General features: G+C 44.4%; 19 protein-coding genes, 3 pseudogenes and 3 riboswitches. Of the genes and pseudogenes, 11 read left to right on the forward strand and 11 right to left on the reverse strand.

The annotated features are described in order from the left end of the window. The first annotated feature begins 327 nt into the window (after nucleotides 1–327). The 3 genes and pseudogenes from ACWGOO_RS18820 (at nucleotide 328) to ACWGOO_RS18830 (ending at nucleotide 1,445) form a co-directional block, all read left to right on the forward strand. A complete protein-coding gene (locus ACWGOO_RS18820) occupies nucleotides 328–615 on the forward strand; it encodes a YciI family protein (protein ID WP_452485902.1) in 288 nt (95 codons plus the stop codon). 409 nt (nucleotides 616–1,024) lie between these two features. Next, nucleotides 1,025–1,189: pseudogene (locus ACWGOO_RS18825) on the forward strand (Spo0E family sporulation regulatory protein-aspartic acid phosphatase); the annotation flags it as partial. Between the two features lie 61 nt (nucleotides 1,190–1,250). Continuing rightward, nucleotides 1,251–1,445: an XRE family transcriptional regulator gene (locus tag ACWGOO_RS18830; RefSeq protein ID WP_452485904.1), complete on the forward strand. Its 195-nt coding sequence runs from the start codon at nucleotides 1,251–1,253 to the stop codon at nucleotides 1,443–1,445. Between the two features lie 39 nt (nucleotides 1,446–1,484). Here ACWGOO_RS18830 and ACWGOO_RS18835 read toward each other — a convergent pair. The 7 genes and pseudogenes from ACWGOO_RS18835 to ACWGOO_RS18865 form a co-directional block, all read right to left on the reverse strand. Then, nucleotides 1,485–2,406, reverse strand: a pseudogene (locus ACWGOO_RS18835) (IS3 family transposase); the annotation flags it as partial. A 434-nt stretch (nucleotides 2,407–2,840) separates the two neighbouring features. Then, a complete protein-coding gene (locus ACWGOO_RS18840; RefSeq protein WP_452485906.1) occupies nucleotides 2,841–3,500 on the reverse strand; it encodes an ABC transporter ATP-binding protein in 660 nt (219 codons plus the stop codon). Next, a complete protein-coding gene (locus tag ACWGOO_RS18845; RefSeq protein ID WP_452485908.1) occupies nucleotides 3,500–4,708 on the reverse strand; it encodes a hypothetical protein in 1,209 nt (402 codons plus the stop codon). Before ACWGOO_RS18845 ends, ACWGOO_RS18840 begins: the two co-directional genes overlap by 1 nt. A 15-nt stretch (nucleotides 4,709–4,723) precedes the next feature. Then, entirely contained in the window at nucleotides 4,724–5,152 is a 429-nt protein-coding gene (locus ACWGOO_RS18850) for an FtsX-like permease family protein (RefSeq protein WP_452485910.1), read from the reverse strand. A 6-nt stretch (nucleotides 5,153–5,158) separates the two neighbouring features. After that, entirely contained in the window at nucleotides 5,159–5,716 is a 558-nt protein-coding gene (locus ACWGOO_RS18855) for an ABC transporter permease (RefSeq protein WP_452485912.1), read from the reverse strand. 1,078 nt (nucleotides 5,717–6,794) lie between these two features. Then, a riboswitch (TPP riboswitch) is annotated at nucleotides 6,795–6,898 on the reverse strand. A 180-nt stretch (nucleotides 6,899–7,078) separates the two neighbouring features. Beyond that, nucleotides 7,079–8,032 (reverse strand): AEC family transporter, encoded by a 954-nt coding sequence (locus ACWGOO_RS18860; RefSeq protein WP_452485914.1) that lies wholly within the window; start codon nucleotides 8,030–8,032, stop codon nucleotides 7,079–7,081. Nucleotides 8,033–8,056: 24 nt separating this feature from the next. Continuing rightward, nucleotides 8,057–9,778 carry an NAD-dependent malic enzyme gene (locus ACWGOO_RS18865; protein ID WP_452485916.1) on the reverse strand — a complete coding sequence of 574 codons (1,722 nt, stop codon included), beginning with the start codon at nucleotides 9,776–9,778 and terminating at the stop codon, nucleotides 8,057–8,059. Nucleotides 9,779–10,177: 399 nt separating this feature from the next. On the opposite strand from ACWGOO_RS18865, the gene ACWGOO_RS18870 reads away from it, so the two are divergent. The 4 genes from ACWGOO_RS18870 to ACWGOO_RS18885 are packed head-to-tail and all read left to right on the forward strand — an operon-like array spanning nucleotide 10,178 to nucleotide 14,651. Continuing rightward, complete coding sequence (locus ACWGOO_RS18870; RefSeq protein WP_452485918.1) at nucleotides 10,178–11,299, forward strand: glycosyltransferase family 2 protein; 1,122 nt, start codon at nucleotides 10,178–10,180, stop codon at nucleotides 11,297–11,299. A 4-nt stretch (nucleotides 11,300–11,303) separates the two neighbouring features. After that, nucleotides 11,304–12,557 (forward strand): transporter, encoded by a 1,254-nt coding sequence (locus ACWGOO_RS18875; RefSeq protein ID WP_452485920.1) that lies wholly within the window; start codon nucleotides 11,304–11,306, stop codon nucleotides 12,555–12,557. Then, nucleotides 12,554–13,780: a glycosyltransferase family 4 protein gene (locus ACWGOO_RS18880; protein WP_452485922.1), complete on the forward strand. Its 1,227-nt coding sequence runs from the start codon at nucleotides 12,554–12,556 to the stop codon at nucleotides 13,778–13,780. The genes ACWGOO_RS18875 and ACWGOO_RS18880 overlap by 4 nt, the downstream gene beginning before the upstream one ends. Then, nucleotides 13,740–14,651 carry a glycosyltransferase family A protein gene (locus ACWGOO_RS18885; protein WP_452485924.1) on the forward strand — a complete coding sequence of 304 codons (912 nt, stop codon included), beginning with the start codon at nucleotides 13,740–13,742 and terminating at the stop codon, nucleotides 14,649–14,651. Before ACWGOO_RS18880 ends, ACWGOO_RS18885 begins: the two co-directional genes overlap by 41 nt. On the opposite strand, the gene ACWGOO_RS18890 is transcribed toward ACWGOO_RS18885, so the two are convergent. Further along, entirely contained in the window at nucleotides 14,619–15,323 is a 705-nt protein-coding gene (locus ACWGOO_RS18890; RefSeq protein ID WP_452485926.1) for a response regulator, read from the reverse strand. The two genes, ACWGOO_RS18885 and ACWGOO_RS18890, sit on opposite strands and share 33 nt — an antisense overlap. 45 nt (nucleotides 15,324–15,368) lie before the next feature. Here ACWGOO_RS18890 and ACWGOO_RS18895 point away from each other — a divergent pair, with 45 nt between their 5' ends. The 3 genes from ACWGOO_RS18895 to ACWGOO_RS18905 are packed head-to-tail and all read left to right on the forward strand — an operon-like array spanning nucleotide 15,369 to nucleotide 22,026. Beyond that, nucleotides 15,369–15,818, forward strand: a complete 450-nt coding sequence (locus ACWGOO_RS18895) for a hypothetical protein (RefSeq protein ID WP_452485928.1) — start codon at nucleotides 15,369–15,371, stop codon at nucleotides 15,816–15,818. Beyond that, nucleotides 15,815–17,548: an ATP-binding protein gene (locus ACWGOO_RS18900; protein ID WP_452485930.1), complete on the forward strand. Its 1,734-nt coding sequence runs from the start codon at nucleotides 15,815–15,817 to the stop codon at nucleotides 17,546–17,548. Before ACWGOO_RS18895 ends, ACWGOO_RS18900 begins: the two co-directional genes overlap by 4 nt. 50 nt (nucleotides 17,549–17,598) lie before the next feature. Then, nucleotides 17,599–22,026 carry a hypothetical protein gene (locus ACWGOO_RS18905; RefSeq protein ID WP_452485931.1) on the forward strand — a complete coding sequence of 1,476 codons (4,428 nt, stop codon included), beginning with the start codon at nucleotides 17,599–17,601 and terminating at the stop codon, nucleotides 22,024–22,026. A gap of 37 nt (nucleotides 22,027–22,063) precedes the next feature. Here ACWGOO_RS18905 and ACWGOO_RS18910 read toward each other — a convergent pair whose 3' ends face one another. Then, a complete protein-coding gene (locus ACWGOO_RS18910; protein ID WP_452485933.1) occupies nucleotides 22,064–22,759 on the reverse strand; it encodes a response regulator transcription factor in 696 nt (231 codons plus the stop codon). Between the two features lie 158 nt (nucleotides 22,760–22,917). On the opposite strand from ACWGOO_RS18910, the gene ACWGOO_RS18915 reads away from it, so the two are divergent. After that, nucleotides 22,918–24,276, forward strand: a complete 1,359-nt coding sequence (locus ACWGOO_RS18915) for a sugar phosphate nucleotidyltransferase (RefSeq protein WP_452485935.1) — start codon at nucleotides 22,918–22,920, stop codon at nucleotides 24,274–24,276. A 199-nt stretch (nucleotides 24,277–24,475) separates the two neighbouring features. Here ACWGOO_RS18915 and ACWGOO_RS18920 read toward each other — a convergent pair whose 3' ends face one another. Both ACWGOO_RS18920 and ACWGOO_RS18925 read right to left on the reverse strand, forming a co-directional pair. Then, nucleotides 24,476–24,991, reverse strand: a complete 516-nt coding sequence (locus ACWGOO_RS18920) for a thioredoxin family protein (RefSeq protein ID WP_452485937.1) — start codon at nucleotides 24,989–24,991, stop codon at nucleotides 24,476–24,478. 114 nt (nucleotides 24,992–25,105) lie between these two features. Then, nucleotides 25,106–25,213: pseudogene (locus tag ACWGOO_RS18925) on the reverse strand (PTS glucose transporter subunit IIA); the annotation flags it as partial. A gap of 81 nt (nucleotides 25,214–25,294) precedes the next feature. Further along, nucleotides 25,295–25,370, forward strand: a riboswitch (glycine riboswitch). Nucleotides 25,371–25,387: 17 nt separating this feature from the next. Next, nucleotides 25,388–25,482: riboswitch (glycine riboswitch) on the forward strand. The last annotated feature ends 19 nt before the right edge of the window (nucleotides 25,483–25,501 follow it).

Below are 25,501 nucleotides of genomic sequence, written 5' to 3' on the forward strand. Positions count from 1 at the left end.
ACAAAAGCTCAGAGGACTGTCGCCGGTAGAATACCGCATCCAGTCCTATGTAGCAGCCTAAGTCAGTCTGTGTCTAACTTTTTGGGGTCAGTTCATAACTGGTCGGCGGGGATTGTTTTATTGAAGGAATTACCACACCGATCACCGAATGAATTACTGAGGTGATTAGCATGAATCATACATATAAATTATTTACAGAATCACCCAAACCAACTATAATAGCTGTAACACATACGGAAGCACCGCTGTACATTTCAAAAGAACCGATAGAAAGACCTTATGGTTTAACCTAAGGTCTTTTAATTTTAAATGAAGGAAGTGTCTAAAGTGTATATTGTCAGTCTAAAATATGTAAAACCTCTTAACGAAGTAGAGCGTTATCTCGAAGAGCATGTGAAATTTCTCGATAAACATTATCAGGCTAAAAACTTTGTTTTTTCGGGAAGGAAGGTTCCGAGGACTGGAGGAGTGATTTTGGTCAATGTCCAAAGTAAAGATGTATTAGAGAATATTTTGAATGAAGATCCATTTTACATGAATCAAATTGCGGAATATGAGATCACTCAAGTTGAGATCACGAAATGCGATGAGCTATTCAGGTCGTTTTTAACATAGAGGTGATCAGTATGAAGCATACATATAAGTATTTACAGAATCACCCAAAACGATCATACTTACTATATAAATCCAAAAGCATCGGTAGCACCTTGTTGGCTAAAGCCAGTGGGGTGTTTTTTACGTTTAGGGGGAAGAACGATGAGAGGGAAATTTTTGCAGCAATAACAATAGTCATTTTATTAGCAGGATGATCTATGTAGGCCAACCAACACGGGAATAAAAAAAATCAACAAACCAAAGGAACCTCTGTCCTCACTTTATTAGTGGAAACGGAGGTTCTTTTGCGAAAACTTGCGGGTTTCCAGTTTATGCGAACCTTTAGAACAGCTCCTTTTTTGCTAGGAGCATCATCTCTGAATCCAAAAAACGACCTCTTATTCTAAAATATTACATATAGGAGGGGATCATGCTGATGAATCAAGGTGTGACTTTACTTCGTGTCGAGAGAGCTAGGAGGAAACTGTACCAAGTCCAGAAAAAGTATGGATTTTTAACACATCCCAAAGTGATTGAACAATCTAAGAAATTGGATGATCTGTTGAATCATTACCAAACGTATACATTAAGCTCATGGGTGTATTATGTGTTGCATCATACTGTGATTATAAAAATCAGGCTTGGAGGTCATGAGGTTGAATCGACGAAATGCTGTAACCCCTTTTGGATGGGAGATCAAACAAAAACTGGTCGAGAAAAGAATGGATCAAAAAACGTTTTGTACTACATATCATATTCCGGCTTCCAGATTGTCTAATCTTATTCACGGGACACGCAAGGCTACAAGATATAGAAAACAAGTATCCGAATTGCTTGGAATTGAAGAATAACGTATTTTATCTATTTTTGAAACGGCAAAGGTACAACCTTTTCATCACCTTAAAAGTAGCTTCTGCCACGGCGTTGTCATACGGACAACCTTTCATACTAAGTGATCGTCCGATTTCAAACGTGCTCAGAAGCTCACTATCTTCTGATTTTTAAACTCGCTGCCACGGTCTGTATGAAACCACTGAATCTGACGCAGATCGCCTTTCCCCGTCGCAAAAGCGCGGGAAATCAATGTTGCATTCTTATGAGGACCAGCACGCAGATGAAGTGCCATCGGTTCTGGGCTTTCACATAGGTTAAGCCACTGACCACGAAGCGTTTGACCACCGTTTGAGCAAACTCACGATTCAATGTATTCGCTGTAGTTTCTTCATTACAAGCCGTTTTGTGAGACTTATATTGTGCCACCGTGTACGTAGAAACCAGCCCTTGCTCTTTCATGATCCGCTCAATTCGGCGTCTGGACACGATGAATCCGCATTCATGGAGCTTGACTTTCAATTTTTCGTGTGCCATAGGCTTTTCGATTCTTGTGGAAAATGTCACGAATGGCTGCTGTTACATCGTTTTCTTTTGTAGTCTGTTCTTTGGCTTCGTAATAGAAGGTACTTCTTGCGATTTGCAGGACGTCACACATTGCTGATACCGAGTATTTATCACGATTATTCTGGATGATAGCCACTTTCGTCCCATGATCAGCGCGGCTTGCTTTAAAATATCATTCTCCATCCTCAGACGCTCGTTTTCCTTTCGCGAAGCGATCAGTTCGTTTTCTTCGGAAGAGCGATTGTCTTTCTCGGAAAGGAACCTGTTGTCTGTGATTGCTTGATCCAACGGTCTAAAGCTGAAGCTGTGAGGCCATATTCCTTCACGATGGCTACTCTGGATTTCCTGTTGTTATAAAAGCTGAACCATTTGCTTTTTAAATTCTGCTGTAAACGTACGACGTTGTTTTGGCATTGTAGAGATCCGCTCCTTAGTATGATAGGTTTATTCTACAAGCGCTCATTTTAATGTAATCGATCCACATCGTGGAACTACGTGATTCAAAAGGAAATGTTCTCAACATGTATAACTATGACATTTGGGGGATGGCTTCTCCACAGAAGAAAGTCCATAATCCATTCCGTTACTCTGGCTAACTGTGGGAGATACAACAGAACTACAATATCTGCGAGCCAGATGGTATAATCCTGAAAGTAGAAAATTGCAAATCCGCTGAGTTTGAATTTTTATATGTATGTGACGAAACAATCCAATAGCTGTTTTTACGAGGTATGATAAAAATATAGGAATCGGCAGCAAATTGGCATAAGAATGCCACATCCAAGTAACAGGGATGTGACATTCTATTAGGTTGTACCTTTGCACTAAAGCATTTTGTAGTATATTTGTTACACAGGAAGGATTTTCCCATCTACTATTGCATATAACTTCTTGCATATATTTGCAACAACCTGATTGTGAGTTACCAGTACAACTGCGACACCTGACTTATTAAGAGCATGAAGTATTTCCAGTATGTCTGATTCTGCTGATTCGTCTAAAGCACCTGTTGGCTCATCTGCCAATATTATTTTCGGTTTTCTGATAAGCGCTCTTCTTATTGCGACTCTTTGAGCTTCGCCTCCAGAAATTTCATAAGGATATTCATTAATTAAGTCAGAAATTTTAAGTTGCTCCGCGATAGAATCAACACGGTGCTTAATTTCCTTTTTAGGTGTGTTCTGACTCAATAAAGGTAAGGCAATATTATAAAAAACACTTCTTTCTTTAATTAAGCCATAATCTTGTACAATAAATCCGATTTCATCTCTTCTTAACACAGTCATTCGTTTCTCATCTTTGGGCTTAATTAGTTGACGATCAAAGAAATACTCCCCACTATCTGCAATATCTATAAACCCTAAAATATTTAACAGGGTAGTTTTTCCAGACCCACTTCTGCCTATGATTCCAACTAAATCTCCATGATCTACATTGAAAGAGGCGTCGGAAAGTATCGTTCTTGAACCGTATGATTTATTTATATTTTTTAATGCAATTACACTCATTAGTTCCCACCTCGTATTGTTTTCGACAATTTTAATCTATTCACAGAAATCCATGGAGGAATAAAAGATAGTAGTGAAAGTGTGAAACTGAAAATAAGTAGAATAGGAATATTTATATTTTTAGAAATCACAAATGAAAACAAAGCGGCAATACATAGTGATGCCCAATTGATAAAAAATATCTCAAAAAGAATTGAAAGATTTATTACTGCTCTTCTTGTTCCGTTTGCAATCATGATTCCATATGTGTATTTACGAAGAGTGATTTTAGCTATGAGATTTGTTGAAAGGCTGAATAGCGCAGCAAAGGCAATGACAAGAGAAAATATAAAAAGCACTTTTTGTAATTGCTCTCCTTCTAGCCCCCACATCGTAAGATAAAAATTTGAGACTCCTTCCACAACATATGGCTCGATATCAAGTTGCAAACTTTTTTGCGTGAACAGCTCTTGGATTTTCTGTGCCGAAAGAGAAGATTGGATGTAGCCACTTGTTTTATCCCAAAATAGTTTTAACATAAAACTTCTATCTTGCGCATAGATATTGTCCACTTCCAAAGATGGGAATACAATAAGTCGATCCAAGTATTTCAAAGCGTATCCGTTATTATAAAAGCTATGCTGCTCCAAAAAACCAATTACTTTACACTTTAAATTTACTCCCATATATCCCACGTTTATGATTTGTTCCAAGTTAAAATAATCCTTATATTCATAACCCAAAATTATAGGAATAACGTCATTTTCCGCGTTATAATCTCCAGCTTGAAATACTCTACCTTCAGAAGCGTGGATAGCAAAGTGGTCAATAAACGGTTGATTCACTTGAATACTTTCATATGCGTCTGGAGTTTCGTGCCCAGCTTCATATCCATATTGAAACTTTGCAGGTAAGCCTTGCACATCTAGAAAAAGATTCTGTCTGCTTGCAATAATATACTTAAAACTTGGATTCGTTTTTTCCCACTCGTACAGCTCATTTAAGACCTTGAGGTTATCCGATTGAGCAAGAAAGTTCTTTTCCTCATCATTGAAAAAATTGTCATTGACCTTGTATAAAGAGGATGCAGCATTTTGAACATTTGATGCAAGCTCATGTGTATTTGTAGCTAGGCTCAATGTCAAAATAACCAAAATGTACGAAGCAGTACATTGTAAGACAGCAAGTATGGTTTTTCGTTTATGTTGTTTTAATGAATCAATAAACAAATTGAGCATCACAGATCACCTTTGTGTCATCTTTATATAGGAGATACCGACCACTAAAAATGAAAACAATAAAAGCAAGATCGTCGCCCCTAACAGAGCTGGTTGAAGGCTTAGATCGACATTCTGCATATATTTTCCGAAAAGCCAAGAAGAACCAAGAGCCGATATTAAGCTCAACAATAGTATGGGGAAAAAATCTTTCCACACATCTATTAATATTTTCTTTTTAGTGTACCCGTTGCTCCATTTGATCTTCATTTCAGTATTCTTTTTTTCGCTCCAAAAGATCATTACGGATAAGCTATTTACAAAGAGTACGATAATAAAAATGATGGATGTAATTACTTGATTATTACCTCTATCAACTAAATGCAAAATATTAACACTTTCCTTATCGTATACAGAAACTTGCCCGAATATTTTTTCGTTGCCAATAAAATTCAAACCATTTTATATGGTTGAACTGCTAACCATATATTCAACACTGGAAGTGATATTATCAGCATTCAAGTTCAGTAAAATTGTCCGATCTATTCTAGTAGGTATATTGTAACCAATAATCCCTATGACCTCGTAATCCATATGATTATATTCGACATATTTTTTTCCATTTATGGTTTTGTTTACAGGAACATCATTACCAATAACTGCAACATGCGAATTAGATATGAAATCAGATTCAGAAAAAAACCTTCCACTTGTTAAGTTAGGTGGAACATAGTCCCCCTTATATATAACACCCCGAATATCTTCTCCTTGCCCAAAAAACCTTCCGAATAATACAGTATCATTTGGTAGTGCCTCATATAAAGAAGGGAAGTCAAGTTCAGTTTTCGATGTTTTGAAAAACAAGGCATTATCATCATAAAAGTTATTGCTTAGTTTTTTTACGAGATTTACATTTTCATTATAAAACAATGTAAATAAGCAAGCGAAACAGAACAGGGTAATAGCGACAAATAAAAACACATCTAAAACTTTGACACGAGTTATACGAATATTGTTCATCATGTATCCTCCAAGGCAGGTAACAAGGTGAATTGTTTAGTGGAATTGTTTATTAATGAAATTACTAAAAACAGAAATTCATATCGCAAATAATTCGTTAAAAAGTTAGATACCGTAGTATGTTTTGGCTACACCGGAATTTAATGAGTTATAGTTTTCCCAACTAGAACGAGCATAGGATCTTCCTTGTTTGGTGCTCCATACCCGTCCAGAATCTCCATAAGTTGATCCACCCTGAATCCATGTATGTTCAAAACGTGCTCTCGTATAACTGTCTAGCTTTACATTCCCTTGCTGGGCCTGAGTGTTGCCCCAAACCTGTCTGTTTCCTTTATCCCAATCAATTCTCGAATTGTGATCGTATATTATAGAAGCATTGTTTAACGCAGTAGCTGAATAAAGAGTTACATTATTAGGGATAGTCAATTCTCCATTGGTTTAAATTACCAAGTTTGGATCAACTGCTTGGTTAGGTTCTACCGTACTGTCAGCAGCATACGCGGGAATACTCCCCAATAAAAGACACGAACTCAATGCAAGGCCTATAATTTTTTTCTTCATGATTAAATAAACTCCCTTTCTTCAGAATTCACCTTGATACCTGTAAAATATTATACTACTAGTCCATTTTTTTGTGAATAAAAAGGAGTGAATTGGTTAAGTATGAATTAATTTGGATTTGAGGCGAGGGAATGTATACTACCTCAAAGAAAAAAATTTTTGTCTGCACCCAAGTCATGGATAAGTGATATATGCTCTATAAACAGAAGCAGCCTATCTGTTCAGGAAGACTGCTTCACGAATAGATACATGCCCCTCCAGCGAGCCCGCATGCAGTTTGGCGAGCTCGTACAGCACCCGCTATTTTGGCCATATCCGCTATGCTCAGAAATTGCTTGGAAAATGTCATTCGCCTGCCGACGGAGCTCTTGTGTAAAGCTCATTTTTCCCACCTCCAACAAAATGAAGAGCAGGAAGTCCCGAAGAATACAGTTCCGGAACAACGATAAAAAGCCGCCCCGAAAACTGGAGCGGCTTTATCATAGGTCCAATGCGCAAAAAAACACCAGGGACCTTATATTCGAAGGCTCCACTTTCCTACGCTAGTACGAACTAGATCAGGTTCAAAGGATCCAAGATACGGTCTTGTCTCAGCCATAATGGGCTCCCCTAGTGGACTTCCTATTCTTTTGATTACTACTGTATATTCGTTCAATCGCTATGTCAAACCGTCATCCATTAGCTCTGCGGCTGTTTGTGCTTGAACAGGAGTCAACTCCAACTATTCCTGAGCTGACCTTTTCCAGGGAACGTTAATAACCGTTGTCAACACTTCGACCAGTGCGTTTAAGGTGAAACAATTTACACCAATAGCGAAATCAGCACAGGGAGTGTAACGAGAGAGATGACAGCACTGATGACAAAGGAGGAGGCTGTTTCGGATTCCAGACTTTCAAAACGCGTAGCGATCATAGCAGCGACTGCTGAACCTGGAAAGGAAACGAGCAATATCGCCTTCACAGTATCGGTAGACGAAAGGCCGCATAGGTAGGCAATCAGCAGCATCAATAGAGGCTGTACAATCGTTTTTAACAGCGCGATGGCAATGGCAGTTATGCTGAAACTGATATTGCGCACGCCGATGGTCACACCGACCGCGAATAAAGCAGCCCCGGATGTAATATCCCCGATTTGATTGAACGATTTGTTCAACAAATCCGGTGAGTGGAAGCCAAACAAGGTCAAAATAACACCAATAAGCGGCACTAGCGCCAGCGGTTCTCTTAAGCCGTCGAGAATGGAGTCCCAAATGAGCTTCCCGAGGTGCCCATTCCGTTCTTTGCCTGAGTTCCGGCCGGCGACGGTAGCTATAATCGTAGCCGCCGGATCAAGAATGGCATTGACTACGATCCCGGTAAGCGCAATCGGAATGGCGACAGCAGAGGAACCGTAGATGGCACCCAGCACCGGAATGCCCATAAAGGCAAATGTCGGCTGTGCCGAGTTCAAAGCAAACATGGATGCATCCTTTACCGACTGCTTCACCGCAAACCGACCCACCAGCAGGAGGACGGCATAAAAGCCCACAACACCAATGAATAGAGCCAGCAAGAAAGGCCATTGCTCGATAAGGGATTTCCTGCTGGTGGTCGTAATGCCGATAAATAAATGCGCGGGCAGCGCAAATTTGGTAACCAGTGAATTTAGGGCTTTCGAGGAAGAGGCATCGAAGCTTTTGTAATGGCCTGCGAACCACCCTAAAATAATAACGAAGAAAATAGGCACCAAAATGTAAAAAATATGTCCGACACTCATGGATTGACCCTCCTGAAAGCCCCATTAATGAGGGTGTTGTATTACGCTTTCCACTGCTTTGACCTTCACATATTCCGGTTTCCACATTGCATCCCGAATGGCTTGCTCAACATCTGAAATATGTGCCTGGGCTACCTGATCCTGAATCGCGGCCTTCGCAACTGCAACCGCAACCGCGTATGAGACATCACGTAATTTTCGGATATGGGGGAGCAGCGCACTGCCAGGCTCATTCGAATCTACACCATTGGCCACGGCATCTGCTGCGGCTGTAAACATGGCAGGGGTGATCCTTTTGGCTTTGACCACAATCGCGCCCAGACCAAGTCCCGGAAAAACAAAGGCATTATTCGCCTGTCCAATCTCAAATTTCGTACCGTTATAGTTGACAGGCTCAAAGGGACTTCCCGTAGCGATCAATGCTTTGCCATCGGTCCACCGTATCAAATTCTCGGGTACCGCTTCTGCAAGATTTGTAGGATTGGACATGGGCATAATGATCGGGCGTTCTACATGCTTCGCCATTTCCTTGATAATTTCTTCAGAAAAGGCATCCGCTACACCGGAAGTTCCGATCAATATAGTAGGCTTCACCTGACGGATGACCTCAAGCAGCGGTATTTTTCCGTCATCAGAACGGGTCCATGAGCTGACTTCCTCTTTTTTGCGTACATACGGCTTCTGATAATCCAGTACATCCTCCATATCGTCTGTTAACAACCCGCGATAATCAAAGGCCCAAAATGGCTTGAATGAATCCTCCGCCGAAAGGCCGTCCCCGATCATCGCACCCCGAATTTGGTCAGCGTTACCAATCCCTGCCGCTCCTGGGCCGAAGACAAGTATTTTTTGCTCATGCAGTGGAATCTTGGTGACACCTATCGCCGAAAGAATCGAAGCCAGGGTTACCGCTCCTGTGCCTTGAATGTCATCGTTAAAGGTGAGCATGCTTTGACCGTATTTCCCTAAAATATGGCGTGCGTTCACGCTGCCCACATCTTCCCAATGCAAAAGCGCCTTCGGGAATTGCGCCAGCGTTTTGCTGATGAAAGTATCAATAAACTGGTTATAGGCTTCTCCACGAACCCGCTTATGGCGGTTTCCGATGTACAGCGGATCATTCAGCAGCTTTTCATTATTTGTGCCTACATCCAGTACAATCGGCAGTACCCGCCCAGGATGAATGCCTGCCGCAGCTGTATACACAGCAAGCTTGCCAATAGCAATGTTAATCCCCCCGACACCCCAGTCACCGATACCCAAAATACTTTCCGAATCCGTCACAACGATCAGATCCACATCCTCACCGCTCAAACCGGAATTATAGAATGCTTGTCCAATGCCGTTCGGGTTATCTATCGACAAATATACGCCCCCAGGGCGGTTATACTCGTGACTATATTCTTGAATCGCGGTTCCTACCGTAGGTGTGTAGACCACAGGCAGCATTTCACTCAAATGGTCGGTAAGCAGGCGATAGTAGAGTACGACATTTCGATTGTGAAGGTCGTTGAGAGAAGCATTTTTACGCAGCATGGTGGGTTGTGCCAGAAATTGCTGATACGCCCGTACACTCTGTTTTTCCAGTGAAAGGACAGTGGGAGGAAGGATTCCTTCCAAACCTAGTTCTTTGCGTTCTTCTTCTGTAAAAGCGACACCTTTATTCAAAAGGGGGTTCGCTAACACATCCTTGCCCCGTAATGGGGTGGATAATGATCCGTCCTTATTCACATAAAATGCATCCATTGAAATAACCTTCTTTCTATTCATATTGATGACCATTCGTGTCGAAAGATGACATGTTGTCCATAGTATGGACGTGTGAATCTGTTTTATTCGCCTATTTTTCTATGACAAAATAACCATAATGCATTCTACTTTTGATCAAAAAGAACTACATATAGAAAATGGAAATGAAGGTCTTTTGACTCTTATTTTTACAGGATGTAGTAGGTCTAAATGCTTGTTTTCTGGTAAATGTGAAATATCAATCTCGTTTCGACATTATCCATATATATCAAGGTGTGCGAGTTATTTTATTAAAAAAATATGAAGGATTCGCATCCGTGTTTAATCGCTTAAAGCTAACATTTTTAATTTTTTTTCAACAAAATAGAACTATCCGAAGGAAAAGGAGAGGTTTATGTGCAGGGACCTATAGCCATTTTTAGCGATAATGACAGGGCTATTGAATATCCCAACGTGATTTATTTTTACGAATATAAACATTGCAGGAACCCGGAGGCAGCCTCAGTCTATGAGGACGCATGCTGTTGCCTGATCGATTATAGGGAGCCGGAGGAGGCCGTGCGGGTAGCGAATCAGATCCGCAGTCGCTTTCCGCAGATGCCGTTGTTACTGGTGACGGATGTATCGCATCCGTTCAGTGATCAGCATATGGTGCAGATTACCGGAATAGGCCGTTTGCGCCTGCTGTTTTGGCAAGCCAATGACAACGAAGAGATGCTTTCCGAAATTCAAAGCTTGCTCTATCCCGAGTATTCGGCCAAAAGCCGACATATTGCTTTCATCTTATCTGTATATAACGAAGAACAGCGTTTTGTTCATGTCAAGAAGTTTGCTGAACGGCTGCAAGCTTTTATCCGCAGCCATATTGTGGAGGGCTCCATTTATCTCATTGATGACGGCAGTCATGATGGTACGAATGCCTTGATCAAAGCGCTGGAGGCGGCGACAGACCTGTCCGTGAACCGGATTAATCAGAATCTGAGTCCGCTGCTTCAAACCAGGGAACTGGGACGCAATACCCGCAAGGCAGGAACGTATCTGGAAGGGATGCGTACTATCGGCGCGGATTACTACGTTTTTGTGGACGCGGATGACTCCTTTTTTATTGAGGATATTGCCAGAATGATTAATGTCGTTCGGCAGGGCTACTATGATGTGGTAATTGGTACCAAGGATAAGACGGCTGAAAGCCGTTCCTTATTACGATCTGTAGTCAGCTTTGGCAAACGTGTCATTTCCCGGCCTTTTTTACCGACAGGTGTGGTGGATTCCCAGACAGGGCTTAAAGTAATGAGTTCGGTTGCTGTGAAGCGGATGTTCCCGCATTTAAAGGAACAGCTTGGACTAGCGTTGGATCTGGAAATGATGTTTATCGCCAAGCGGCTCCAGCTTCGGGTACTGCAATTACCCGTCAAATGTATTGACCGGGACGGATCGCATATCCATGTCTGGAAGGATTCCATTCGTTTTTTGCGCTCCATCATTGATATTTGGCGGCTGGATCGGCGGGTGAGATAAGAACGTGACAAACCGCTTGCGAACGTTGATGTTTCCTCTATTTAATGTGCTGCTGAACGGATTTAATTTTTTCTTCCATATTGCAGCGAGCTGGTATCTTCCCGGACAAGCTTATGGTCAGGCGAATGCGCTGTTGGCCCTTTTTGCACTTTTGTCCGTTTTGGGCCTGTCCATTCAGCTATTAACAGCCAAGCTGGTCTCCAAGGGAGACAAGAAACTTCCGCTGCGTAGCCTGCCACTCGGTTCCCTATTGCTAAAAGCGCCTCTGTTGCTGACCGTGCTTGCCATGGCGATATTGCTGGCGCTTCATCCGCTGCTGCGTTCGTTATTAGGCGTGGAATCTAGCCCGCTGTTCATGCTGTACGGCTTGGTAGGGCTGCATATTCTCGTCAGCTCGTGCCGTGGAGATTTACAGGGCAGAGAACGCATGCTGGCGCTCAATATCAACTATTACATTGAGGTTGTAGGAAAGCTGAGCCTGTTTTTTATGCTGACTGCATCAGGGCTTAGGCTGGAGGCTTTGCTGCTGGCAAGCTGTGGGGGGATGCTGCTGTCGCTGCTTCACGGTTGGGCTGTTTCGGTTCGGGGCTTATCCATCCTCGGTCAGACTGGAGAACGTATATCTTCCGGGCTATGGAAATCACTAGGTCAGGATTTTACGGATAGTCTTATTACGAATTTATTTATTTTGTTCTGCATCTCCATTGACATGTTGTATGTGCAGCATTACTTTCCCGAACAGGCCAGTGGCTATGCGATTGCGCTGAAATACAGCCAGTTGGTCTATTACGTGTCGTACAGCCTGATTGCCGCCTTTATTCCAAAGCTCGGTGCGCAGGGTCATGACCGCCAAGCCTTACGCAAGCTGGTTGCCGTCTATGCCGGATTAATGGCTGTTGCAGCGATCTGTGTATATGTGGGTACCACCTTTGTGTTCCCGCCTTCTATTCCCGTACTATTCGGGGCTTCATACCAGTCGGCAGAAGCCTATATTCCGTTGGGAGGATGGGTGTACTGGCTGTTTTCCATCGTGCTGTTCTTTGTTCATGTGCATGTGTTGGTGGGCAGACGCAAATTTATGTTCGGGCTGCTGGCCGGATCTGCGACTTTATTGGCAGCCTTTCATGTGGCGCATCAAAACCCGTCTGATTTTCTGCTATCCGAGTTGATTGTTTACGGCGCCATGTCTCTCTACTTTGTGGTAGATGCCTATGTATATTTGTTCAAAATAAAAATAAAGGGGGGATTCACCCCGTGAATACAATACCTGAACAGACTGGTAAAACCGTAATTCTTTTGCTCTCCTGGCGTGATATTCGTTCACCTAAAAGCGGGGGAGCTGAAATTTTCACCCACGAAATGCTCAAACGCTCGCAGCAAGATCGTTTTCAGTTTATTCATTTTTCACCCAGGTTCGAGGGAATGCCTGAAGAAGAAATCATAGACGGAATTACGTATATCCGGAAAGGCAACATTTACAGCGTCATTTATTATGCCATGCGCTATTATCGCCATCATCGCGAGCATATTAATTATGTGATTAATCAGGCGAACACGCATCAGTTTTTCACTCGTTTTTGGGTGGAGGCGCCCAAGCGTATTTTCTTTATACATCAGCTAACAAGGGAAATATGGTTTGAAAATGCCGGATTTCCGCTTAATCATATCGGATATCGCTTGGAGCCCTTGATGCTCAAGCTTGCTCGTAAGGATCGGACAATTACCGTATCCCCATCTACCCGTTATGATCTGCTCAAGCTGGGCTTTCACCCGGACCGTGTTCATCTGTTACCTGAAGGCATTGAGTTTGAACACTGGCCTCGGGAACGATTTTTAGCCAAGGAGTCCAATCCGACCTTTATGTACGCCGGGCGCTTTGTGAAATATAAAGGCATTGATCTGGTGGTTGAAGCTTTTGGAAGGCTCAAGAAAAAATTTCCCCAGGCTATGTTATGGATCGCTGGAAAAACCGATAAAACCTATGTAGCAGAACAATTATTGCCGATTATGAAACGGTATGGTTTGACCTACGGAGAACCGGATGAACAGGGACAATCACAAGCGGATATTACATTTTATGGATTCGTTTCAGCAGAGCATAAACTGGAGCTAATGAGTCGTGCCCACGCGCTCGTCTTCCCTTCCCTGCGTGAAGGCTGGGGCTTGACGATTACTGAAGCAGCGGCTGTGGGGACTCCCAGCATCGTCAGTAATTCACCCGGACTGGTGGATGCGACGGATTTTGGGAAAAGCGGATACCTCTGCTTTCACGGCGACGTCCGGGGATTATCTGAACAAATGGAGAGAGCAGCAAGCGGCGACGAAGACTATATGGCCATGCGAGAGCGGGCGTATCAGTATGCGCTGGGATTTCATTTTAATCATACGGCGACTGCATTTGAGCAGTTAATGGGAGATTGGGTAAAGGAGGCGGAACAGAGTGGACAAAGTGGTCATTCTATTCTCCACGTACAACAATGAACGGACAATAGAGCCGTGCTTGCGAAGCTGTATGGGACAAAATTACAAGGATTTGCACATCGTGATTGCCGATGATGGCTCGGATGACCGGACTGTGGAGGTGATTCGTACGCTATCGGCAGGGAGTTCAGTACCCGTTACGGTATTGGAGCTTCCCCATGGGGAGCGGGGAATCGCAAGAGTCAGGGCGGTTGAGGAAGCGGAACGCTTGGGTGCGGAATACATACTTGTATTGGATTCCGATATGATTTTAGCAGAGCATTTGATTCAGCAGAGCATCGACTTTTTTGATGATCATCAGGATATCGGCGCCTTGGTCGTTCCTGAAGAGGCGTACTCGGAAGCGGACAATTTTTTTTCCAAAGTGAAAGTCTTCGAGCGAAATGTAATTAACAACGCGGGTGAAACCTTGGGAAAACGCTCCATTGAAGCGGCACGCTTCTGGCGAATGAGCGCTTACGAATCGACAGGTGGCTTTAATGCGGAGCAGATTGCTTTCGAAGAAATACAGCCGACCCTGCGCTATGTAGAATCTGGTGGAGTCATTCGCCGGGCGGTATTTACACGGGTATATCATGATGAAAAACAGGTATACCTGCAAGATGTATTACGTAAAAAAGCCTACTATTTTTCAGTAATGGATCGTACGATGTCATCCGAGGAGGGTGGCTTGCGAAAGGCGCTCGAACGCTGGTACTTCTTCCGTCCGGTGCTGTATACATGGGGGAATTTGAAAAGCTATATTCGTCACCCGTTGTTGACGGTAGGCATGTTGTGGATGTATACATGCCTGACTGTGATTGGGGTTGCCGCCGTGTTAAAGGGCGGCAACCGTCACTCAGGCGATCTCGCTAAGGCGGATAAGACGTAAGGATACATGTCCCACAGTCAGCGTATCCAGCGTATACAGGTCGGGATCGGAAGATTCCGACTCCTCATACGGTATATAAAGTGAATGCTCGGTTAACTGAATACCCTGCCGGTCAGGATGACGAAGTGAGCTGCCCACAGGATACAGCTCAGCGAGCGCAGCATGTACAGCAGTTACGATATGCTGCTCATTGAGCAGTACATAAGGGCGATACGGAGCATTCAGAATGCTGTCTACAAATACCGACAGGGCGGAAGCGACGCTCTGATCTGTATGCAGGCGGCTTCGATTCAGCTTGGCCTCATCAAGCGCCTCGTACAGTATCCTTTTCAGCGTGTCATCATCCAGCTCCAGTGGTTTCGTCAAAAAGCGGAATACGCCCACTTGATTAATCGCGGATAAAATGGTCTGCGTATGCAGGTGTCCTGACAAAATGATCCGTACGATATGAGGATAATCCTCCTTGATCATACGAAGGAGGGTAATACCGTCCAGACCAGGCATAAGCAGATCGGAAACCACGACATCAATCGGTTGCTGCTCCAGCACCTGCAATGCTTCTTTAGGGGTATGAGCGGTATGTAAGGTGAACCTTTCTTCCGACAATGTACGTTCAAGCAGGGACAAAACCATAGGGCTGTCGTCAACAAATAGAATGGTTTGGGGTGTCATAAGAACTGCGCAACTCCAATCAGGAAGTAAGAAATGAGGAACTACATGTATAATATCAGCGTTTTGGCATTTTTGAAAGATGTCAATACAGAACGGGCGCTGCGTCTTTTTTGTGAACGATTCGATTCGGTTGAGCATGCGCTCTGGGAAAAAGGCATGCGTTTGCTTCACCAGTATCATGCTGCTCGGCATACGAGTGTGACCCTGACCATCTCCAGCGAACTTCAGCATATGGATGATCGTCATGATATTTACATTATTGACCTACGTGAATGCAGCGAAGAAGAACTGGATCGCTTATATATCGCAAAAACATGCGAACTAATTTTACTGACGGACGGGGCAACGGAAACCGCTGCAAGGTTTGCCGCACTCCAGCGCCGGACTCCCCGGTTACTGTGTGCACGGCTACCGCTGATCAGTTACGAGCTGGAATGCCTGCTGCAGGCTATTTTGGGCCGTCTTGAACAAAATGGAGGGGACAGGGGAGCATGAAGCAATGGGCTTTGTTGAAACCGGGTTGGCAAAAGCTGATCCTGTACCTGATCGTTCTGTGCGCGACTATGTTCTTGGCTGCTGTGCTTCAATGGTTTGTCGTACGGCAATTCAGCAGTCACTTGGCGGAAATTCAGAACGAGCAGCTCCAGCATGAGGTGCAGGAACTGTCCGGCAGCATAACCGAGCGCTATGCCGTATGGCAGGCTGAACTGAAGGAGCTGTCGTCCAGTCTGGGCAGAGATATGCTGAATCAGAGGAAACGCCAGTACCCCGATGAATTTAAGCGTGAAACCGGGTCCTTTTATGTGCTGGATGAACAGTATCATGTGATTGTCGGACGAGAAGATCGTGAGATGAAAAGCGTGGTGCAGCAGATTAAATGGCTGCAAAACGGCTGTGCAGTAAGCCCCTTTGTGACAGAGGATCATCAGCCTGTCCAGTACATGGTGTGCAGGATTCAAGGGGCGCAGATAGGCGGCTTTATGGTGCGTACGGTTGACGCTGGTATGCTTAGCGGAATCATTAAAAGTAAACCGATCAATCAGCACGAGGTTTTATTTTATAATGATAAATTTAAGGTCGTAGCTTCCCGCAATCCACCGGATATCAATCGAACGGATATTACGTTCGTAACCCGCAGGCTACTGGAGGGTAATACGGGCGTTATTGAAGATAGCGGAGAGAAGCATGGAATAGGGTTCAGCCGCGTTGGGGAAGAGGCACTTTACATATCGGTTGAAGATGTCAGTCAGGACATTGCCCAGCGGATCAACTCTTTTCGCAAACAGTTGTGGATGGTTATGGCTCTGATACTACTCATTCTATGGGCAATGCTCTTACAGTTGCACAAACGGATTGAGAAGGATGCCATCGTAAATAATCAGGTGCGTGACCAACGGCGGGATGAGGATATACGACAGCAGCAGGACACGTATTATTTACCGTTAATGCAGACGATTGAGCAACGGCTACAGGAACTGCAAGAACAGACTGCCCGTCTGACGGGCGGTGATGATTTGAAGCTGCTGGGCTTCTATCATGATTTGGCAAACCGCTTTGAAGCGGTTTCCAGCCAGGGAAAAGGAGCATCTCATGAGGAGCTGGAGTATTTCCGAGAGTTGAATGAGAATTTCATCCAGGGTCGTCTCAGACAGGAATCCTCACTGGGAGAGTTGCTGGCTGGAGTACGTACCTTGCGCGATGAACTGGAAGATAAGATGCATGATAATAGTGGAATTAGCTTCACAGATATGAATGAAGTATTGTCCGAGTCGCTGAAATGGGCGAACCGTTCGTTGAACATGAAGGATATTCAGGTAATCTTGCGGCAAGAGCCTGTTCCATCGATTGCAGCACAAGCTCCGATGCTGTACAAGACGATTCAGGGACTGCTGGAAAATGCGGTGCAGGCGATGGCCCAAGCGGATGAGCTACCAGAGAATCAGGATCAAAGCCGAACGGGTCTGCGCTTCAAGCGACGGACTCACGTGCTTAAAGTCAGTTCGCGGCTGGAAGAAGAAGAAATCGTTATTACCATTGAGGATACGGGCGGCGGTATTGATGACAAGATGCGCTGGAGTTATTTCCAGCCGGACCATTCCCAAAACTCGCAGGAGCATACGTTCAGCCTGTATCATATGGATGCATACCTGAAGACGATAGGCGGTCGTTTAAAGCTGCGTAATATGGATCAAGGCTTGCAGGCGATTGTTCGCTTGAGAAGATAGTCCAAAGAGAACGACAGATAAACCGATAAGTTCAAGAGAGGGGGCCGAGCATGAAAAAATGGATATTTCGCTATCGCTATGATATGGTGGCCATGATGTTGATGCTGATTGCGATTGTTGCATATCTTGCACCCATCTATGGGCCAGGGCAAATTGTGTTTAGCGACATTGCCTTTGGAGCTACCTCTCATCGGTATCTGGAGGAAATTATAGGGGTATGGAACGAACGGTGGTCTACCTCTACCATGTTCAATGCTCCCCGTATCCTATATATCTTGCCCTTCTACGGACTTTCGTTGCTATTCGGAGAAAGCGGCCCGGTCTTGCTCAAGTCGTTTATCACGGGTCTGCTGTTTGTTTCGGCATTTTCGATGTATGCCTTTGCCAAGCGGCTGGTCAGTGTATATTATTCACCGAGCTTTACAAAAACCCGCATTTTTGCCATCATGATCGGCGCACTGTTTTATGCACTGAATCCGTGGGTTATTTTCCGCATTCAGCATATTTATTTGCTCTGTGGATATAGCTTGTTTCCGTTATTTCTGCGCTTCTTTTTCAGCGCGGTTGATCCCAAATTCCAAATTCAGCAAATTAAAAACTATAATCCACACAAGCTGTACCAGCGGAACTGGATAGACTTGTTCCTGTTGGCTGCGGTATTTACCGTCAGCGCCGCTGCGATTCATTATTTTTTCTTCGGCCTGATTTATTTGGGCTTGTTCACCATGCTCCTACTGATCAAACTGACCTGGACGCACCGCAAGGCCGGTCGCACCTATTTACAGCCGTTATACGGCAATTTTTTGCGTAAAGGGATCATTTTTGGCGTATTCTTCGGCCTGCTCAGTTTTTATTGGTTGTCCCTGTATCTCGGCAGTATGGTGATGGACGCTCAGGCATCGCAGCATAATATCAACGTCGTCGATACTTTGTCCCTGTTCAGTCGTAACAGCAACTTATATAATGTGGGCTATTTGCTGAGCTATTGGTGGCCTATGTTCCCCTTTTCCTCACTGCCTGCCACGTTTTATGCAGGAGGGGGATTTTTGCTGCTATTGATCGGGTATGCGATGGTGACACGCTCACACAAAAATCCGATCATTCTGATCTTTTCGTTGCTTACGCTCATGTTTCTAGTTACCGCCACCGGGACAACCTTCCCGTCCATTGCCAAGTGGTTTGTCATTCTGGTGACGAAGACCCCTGTCATTGGCTCGGTTTTCCGTGATCCCAACAAGTTTATCGGGCTGATTGCCCTTAATTTCGGGGTACTGCTGACCTTCGGCGTGATTCAGTTTATGGAATGGTTTGGATCATCGCTGCTGCATCGAATGTATAAAAGGTTGGCGCTTGTCATTGTCGTTCTGTGCCTTGGATTGTATTTTGCACCCTTACGTACCCAATTCATTGAGGGATATTACAAGCCGGTTCAAGTGCCGGAGGCTTACAGCCAAATGGCTGAAAAGCTGACAGACCCGGATCGCTTCGACAGCAAAGCCTTGTATTTTCCGATTGCCGATAATATGATTCAGAGCTTTAACGGCGTAGCCACGCCCAAATGGAATAAAGGGAAGACCGCAAACGAGAAGGCAACCGGAGATTTTCAGGTATACTCTTCTCCTAAAAATACGATCTTCCACCATGAAGGCAATGACCCCGGGATTGCATACTATATAAACTTTCTGGAGTATGTCATGGACAATGGGTTGAGCTCCCGGTTAGGCTGGCTATTTTCCACTTTTGGGGTCAATCAACTGGTCTACCATGACGAATATGAGGGACAGGAGAAGCGGCAGGATTTCCACCTGTCTCAGCTAGAAGGTCAGACTGGACTGAAACGTATCTACAAAAACGGGCTATTTTCCATATTTAATCTGAATCAGGCACCGCCCTATATGAACATCCTTGCGAGTAAAATTGTGACACCTTACGGCTTTAGCCGACTGGAGAGTTACAGTCATCTGCCTGGATTTGATTTTAGTCGCTTCGGGGTAATATTCAGTGCGTTAAAGCCTGAGCTAAAAACCATTCAGACGGTCAACAAGGAGGATTATGTGGAAGCGGCCTCCTTTAACGATTTACTATTGTCACAGCTTCCGGCAGAGGATTACCTGCGGCCTTTTGATGCGATTGAGGATGGCAATGCTTTTTTGAAATGGTCCAAAACCTTTGCCTCGAACAACGATTGGCTGTGGTATTTATCCTCCCAAAATATACGGAACTTTCCGTTCGATATGGAAATGGATGCAGGGATTGCGGTCACCTTTGCCAGTAAGAAACTGGATGTGGCTCCTTATCAGATCAGCAGCATCGAAGGGAAAACGGTCGTGGATTTTGACTCCATGCTACGGAATGAAACCTTTTTCAAGCCAGATAATCCGCAGTTGTTCAGTGTGCAGGCCAATCCGCGTGAGGATTCGAATGAAGTGCCGACCCTGCACGGCGAGATAATGAAGGGAGACCCTAGCAATATATGGCAGGTTGCCAGATCCGGTTTGCTGGAAGCCAAGGAAAATAATCCGTATCAGTTCCAAATCACCGTTTCCGGTCGTGGGACGAATAAAATGCATGTAAAAATGAGGTTTTATGATAAGCAAATGCGTGAGCTGGGGGTTAGCTATGTCGTAGCGCCTTCGGAGGGGTATAATTTTGACAGTGTAAAATTTTACGGGGAATATGTGTCGCCGCCCGGCAGCTATTGGATGCGAATGGATTTGTTAACCCTGCAGCGTCCACAGCAAAAAAACTACTGGTGGATTCATGATATCCAGCTACGTGATTTGGGGAAATACAGCAAACCCAACTTATTTACAATGCATAAAAAGCTGGATCAACCGCAAACCTCGCATGTGTATGCCAGAGTGTTTATGAATAGGGCAGGCGGGAAATTGCAAGTCACACTGCCGGACGGAGTGGTTAACATCAAGACCCATAATGAGGGCTTAAACCAATTCCAATGGGTCGATCTGGGAGAGCATGCCTTCCCCAAAGGAGATACCCCGATCACGGTTAATAACCTGAAAGGCTTTAATGCGGTCAATCAATTTGCAATTGTACCTACAGACCAGATGGACGAGTTATCTTTTCCGGTAGAGCAGGCGTTGAAGCGGGGCAAGCTTTTTTTCACCTTGGAGGCAGAGAACGATTTTAACGCTCAAGGAAATGTACAGACGGAACGTGCTCTACCACGACTTAGTATGGGACGGGGAATCAGCTATCAGAAAGGTTCATTAAGCAGGGATGTGGAAGTCGTCAAAACAGGCACTTACTCCACAGCTATTCTGGCTGATTTACCCTCTGGGTATCCGGGGTCACTAACGATGAAGTGGACGAATCAAGAGACAGGAGAGGTGCTGGCAAGAACGATTCATACTGGTGAGTTGTATAAGCGCTTGCCCACCACCTCTTCATCCGAAAAACGGGTCATTGAAACGGTGCCGAATCAGGATAGCTTTGCCAAACAAATCATTCAAATTCCCAGTCTGCTGAACGATTATGGACGTGTAGAGTTTAAGAATCTGTTTTTGACCAAAGGGAAGTATCACTTAACGCTGTTGTTGGACAGTCAGGTGCCGTCCATGAGCGGGTATGGAGATATTCATCGGATGGCTGCGCAGGAAGTGACGGTTATGCCAGAGAACAACACGAATGAATCTTTAAGCAATGATGTAGGCTGCGTGGCGGATATTCAGCCTGGCAAGACGAGTATGTCATCAGGCGACGAGGGATTGTCCATCCGTTACGCGCCGAGCTATTCATGTGATTGGAATATATATGCGTCGAAGAAGATGAAGGCTGAGCCGCTGCAAGAGTATTCCGTACAACTGGATGCGCAGTCAGAGCAAATTGGAAGCCGGCATATGAAGATCGCTTTTTTGAATAAAGCCTCCCAAATTCTCCAAACCTCTTATATTGACGAGGTGGAGGAGAGGGATAAGGAGCAATGGAATCATTATGATCAGATTGTGAAGGCTCCGGCAGGGGCCGCCTTTATGCAGTTTCAGATTTTGGCACATGCGCATAAGAAGCAGTCCGGCTTATTTCAAATGAAGAATTACTCCATCATTCCTTATCAAGCGATGATTACAGTGGATCAATTTACGTTGTTTGAGGGAACCGATATGGAAACCTTTTTTATAGCTCCCTATGCTTCAGAACGTATTCAGGATACTCGTGAAAATTCCATGGAACGCAGCTTTACGCTGTATAATCCGACGCATCAGCAGGTACTGATTCGGGAAACCGAGTCGCCCAATCCACTGTGGGAATTCAGACTGGGAAGTGAAACCCAGCGTGCCCGCCTGTCAGTGAACGGAGTGACTACTGGATTTATAACCAGTGGCAGCGGAAACGGCAAGGTCGTCATTATTCTGGCTTCCGCCTACCGCTTTGGCTGGATACTGTTCATAATTGGGAACCTTGGTGGAGCGGCTTGTTTTCTTCCCTATCAACGATGGAAAAAACGAAAGAATCCATAAAAGAAAGTTACCAGATGCAACCCATTAGACGACACGGTTACATCTCGTATTTGTACCCCCGGCCCCAAACTGTACGGATGTGCTGAGGATTTTTGGGGTCACGTTCGATTTTTTTGCGGAGACTGGAGATATGTACGTCAATCGTGCGATCAAGATAGGCACCGTCTCCGCCTTTAATCCTGTCCATTAGCTCGCTGCGGGTAAAGACTTTCCCCGGATAGCAGGATAGTTCTTTTATAATGGAAAATTCGATTTGAGTCACTTCAACCTCCCGGTCATCGACCAACAGGCTGTGACGATAATCATTCACCCAGACCCGCACTTTTTTGAGCTTCTTGGTTATGGCTTGGGACTCGACAGGGATGTTGCGGCCACAGCGGCGCAGTAAGGCTTTAATACGGGCGTTTAGCTCTCTCAGGCTGAATGGCTTGCATAAAAAATCATCCGCCCCGTCATCCAGTGCTTTAACTCTTATATTCAAAAGGGTATTGTTGGAGATCACCAGCATAGGAATCGTTGTAAATTGACGGATTTGGCCGATTAGTGCACATTCGGCTCTACCGAAAAACATCAAATCGGTCACTATAATATCCGGCTTAAAACGCATAAGTGTAGGAATTGCAAGTTTACAATCATAGATAAGTTCGGTATGATAACCTTCCTCCTGAAGATGAAGAGCAATCATATCAGCCAAACTTCTTTGTTCTTCAATGATGAGTATTTTTATAGGCATAACTGACATCTCCTGTATGGACAAAGATACAATAAACATTGCATAATCATGTATTTGTCGTGATAATACATACTTATGTATTCGGCAAAAATACGAAAAACAAATAGTCCTATATATAAAAAATATTAATTTAGAGGAAGAAGGTTGCTTCTTTGCGAATGATTTTATTATCCGGAGGATCGGGTAAACGTCTTTGGCCCTTATCCAATGTGAACCGTCCCAAGCAGTTTCTTTCAATTCTGCGTCATGATGAACGGCCCGAAAGTATGCTGCAACGGATATGGCGACAAATAGATGAAGCGAATTTGACGGATGAGGCCTATTTTTCAACAAGTGGGGCTCAGGCCGAGCTGATTCGGGGGCAAATTGGCGAAGATGCTGTGGTCATAGAGGAACCGACTCAGCGGGATACCTTTCCAGCCATTTCACTGGCTACAGCCTACTTGCATGATGTTGCAGGTGCCTCACGCGATGAAATCGTAGGCGTCATGCCGGTGGATGGATATGCGGGAGATGAATTTTTTGAGCATCTGCGCAGACTTCCTTCTATATTAGAGCAGTCGGGGAGTGATATCGCACTGATGGGAGCGGCTCCGACCGAGCCCTCAGATAAGTACGGGTACATTGTGCCTTCGTCATCTCCTTCGCTTGACCAGCCATTTTATAGAGTTAGCTCATTTGTAGAAAAGCCGGATCTCGTCCGTTCGAAAGCGTTGATCCGTGAAGGAGCCTTATGGAATTGCGGAGTGTTTGCTTTCAGACTTGGTTTTTTGTTGGACATACTGGAGCAAAAGGGTTTACCAGCAGACTATGAATCTCTTTCGATAAATTATGCAGACTTACCCAAAACTAGCTTCGATATTGCGGTAGTAGAGCAGACACGTAAGCTCTCCGTGCTTCCATACCATGGAGAGTGGAGGGATTTGGGGACCTGGGATTCGTTGGTACGGGAAATGAGTTCGAAGCTGAGCGGTCCTGGCTATATTTCAGAAGCTTCACATGATTCGCATATTATCAATGAACTGGAAATTCCGGTTAGCATCTGGAATGTTCCAGGTATTATTGTCGTTGCTGGGCCTGATGGCGTGCTGGTCACGGATCGACAATCTTCTACAGGCATTAAGGATATGGTGGCGGAAATTGAAATCGGCCCGCGTTTTGAAGAGCGCTTCTGGGGGAAACAAACTGTATTATCCCATCAACAAGCGGCAAGTGGATTACAGACAGTTACCAAACGTGTTGTCATTTCGGCTGGAAGATTTATCAGCTATCATGAGCATCAGTTCCGTAAAGAAGTTTGGACCATTGTCTCAGGAATCGGAAGCGTCTGTATCAATGGCGTAACACAGACGGTCAGCCCCGGTGAGGTCATCGTCGTAGAACCCGGTGCAAAGCATTTTATAGGAGCAGTAGAGGGGGATTTGGAATTCATCGAGTCACAAATCGGACATATCGTATCGGAAACGGATATTAGCCGATATGAATTTCCCGATCCGCTTGACACTCATACCCTATGAAGTACCTACAGTATAGGGCTCGGATGTAGATGAACGAGGCTATCAGAAGGTAGTGATGAAGGAGTAGGAACTATTTTTTAATAGTGGATAATTTATATTTATTTACTTAACAAAGGTATTCATGCGTTGAACGCGTGAATACCTTTTTTCCGCATAAACAGCTTGTACGTGTACCGTAATGCATAGCGTAGCAAGAGGCTTATAGAATAAGCTTCTTGGAAATCAGCCACTCTTTTACGACATCCGTACTGAGGTCTCTTTCAGGCGTCCATTCTATTTTATCAACTAGCTTGCCCTGTCTGAATTCTGCAATAGTGGGGGTGTATTTAACGTTGTAATCCGCTTTGAATTGATTCCATTGGGGCTTGTCCTCATGAATTTTATGTACGTTGAAAAAAGTAATTTTGGAGTCCAGATGATACTGTTCAATCATCTTGTTAAAGTTAGGCTCAAAACGGTTGCAGTCACCACAGCTGGGTCTGCCGACATAGACAAACACACTTTGATCCTGCTGAATTAAATTCTTAAAACCATCAAACGTAACTGCATTCAAGTGGTCATATATTTCGGGATAATTGCTTTTGCTCGCTTGAATCTCTTTGTCTTTCTGCTGAACAACCTGCTCCAGATCCTGAAACTTGAACACAGCCGAAATAGCGATAGCAATGACGAGCAGCGCAATCACACTTAAACCGATGATATATCCTTTTTTCACGGAAATCCCCCTTTATTTAACAACCCTATACATATCATAAATGATATTTCCATTTTTCGCTGTAATACTTGTCTCACTATGTACGAAAAAGAAGCTCTCCATCTGGAAAGCTTTCGGCGTAGCCGTTGTAAAGCCTGCGGCTTTAATTTGCTCGATATCAAATTCCAGCAACAGTTGCCCTTGCTTAACCATATCGCCTTCTTTTACGTGCTTTTCAAAAAAAAACGAAACGACTTCACAAATTTTTCACTTGTAAAAAGCTGAAATTTTTTTGTATAATAAAAAACAATTTCATATGTCTGGTTGATGTTTGCGGGAGATGGAACGTAAGTTCCGACCGAAGGGGCAAAACTCTCAGGTGCTTGGCTGATTACAGCAACAAGTGGGACCGTAAACGGACAGAACTCTGGAGAGACCCTTAATTGGGCGCCGAAGGTGCACCGCAGATATCATCTGCTTAAACTCTCAGGCAAAAGGACAGAGACGCGAATAACCTGTGACAGGGGATGC

Source organism: Paenibacillus sp. NPDC055715 (assembly GCF_053617595.1).

Coding starts and splice junctions, on each gene's coding strand:
- ACWGOO_RS18840 (WP_452485906.1), bottom strand. CDS start 3,500: ATGAGTGTAATTGCATTAAAAAATATAAATAAATCATACGGTTCAAGA.
- ACWGOO_RS18855 (WP_452485912.1), bottom strand. CDS start 5,716: ATGAACAATATTCGTATAACTCGTGTCAAAGTTTTAGATGTGTTTTTA.
- ACWGOO_RS18860 (WP_452485914.1), bottom strand. CDS start 8,032: ATGAGTGTCGGACATATTTTTTACATTTTGGTGCCTATTTTCTTCGTT.
- ACWGOO_RS18865 (WP_452485916.1), bottom strand. CDS start 9,778: ATGGATGCATTTTATGTGAATAAGGACGGATCATTATCCACCCCATTA.
- ACWGOO_RS18890 (WP_452485926.1), bottom strand. CDS start 15,323: ATGACACCCCAAACCATTCTATTTGTTGACGACAGCCCTATGGTTTTG.
- ACWGOO_RS18895 (WP_452485928.1), top strand. CDS start 15,369: ATGTATAATATCAGCGTTTTGGCATTTTTGAAAGATGTCAATACAGAA.
- ACWGOO_RS18900 (WP_452485930.1), top strand. CDS start 15,815: ATGAAGCAATGGGCTTTGTTGAAACCGGGTTGGCAAAAGCTGATCCTG.
- ACWGOO_RS18905 (WP_452485931.1), top strand. CDS start 17,599: ATGAAAAAATGGATATTTCGCTATCGCTATGATATGGTGGCCATGATG.
- ACWGOO_RS18910 (WP_452485933.1), bottom strand. CDS start 22,759: ATGCCTATAAAAATACTCATCATTGAAGAACAAAGAAGTTTGGCTGAT.
- ACWGOO_RS18915 (WP_452485935.1), top strand. CDS start 22,918: ATGATTTTATTATCCGGAGGATCGGGTAAACGTCTTTGGCCCTTATCC.